At 44.5% G+C, this 337-nt stretch carries 1 tRNA gene; it reads right to left on the bottom strand.

Annotated elements, in window-relative coordinates:
- Window positions 1–216: 216 nt before the first annotated feature.
- Window positions 217–293 (bottom strand) — tRNA-Met (locus H4J70_RS20315).
- Window positions 294–337 lie beyond the last annotated feature (44 nt).

The raw sequence follows: 337 nt of genomic DNA, 5'->3' as shown, positions 1-337 counted from the left end.
CCAGATTTGAACTGACGACCTTCGGGTTATGAGCCCGACGAGCTACCAGACTGCTCCATCCCGCGTCCGAATGTCCTAATACCTTCTTAGGAAAGCCAAGTTGTTTTAATTCAAACTTAAGAATTTGCTTTTTATACTTAAGCGTAAGTTGGTTATCGGAGCCCATATCTAATTGAAAGGGAACTGACGACCTGATTTTATACTTATATCTTAAGTTGGTTGCGGGAGCCAGATTTGAACTGACGACCTTCGGGTTATGAGCCCGACGAGCTACCAGACTGCTCCATCCCGCGTCCGAATGTCCTAATACCTTCTTAGGAAAGCCAAGTTGTTTTAA

The organism is Colwellia sp. BRX8-9, assembly GCF_014077245.1.
Taxonomy (GTDB): domain Bacteria; phylum Pseudomonadota; class Gammaproteobacteria; order Enterobacterales; family Alteromonadaceae; genus Colwellia_A.
Note: the sequence above shows the minus strand (reverse complement) of the source record. Positions and strands in the feature narration are given on the sequence as shown.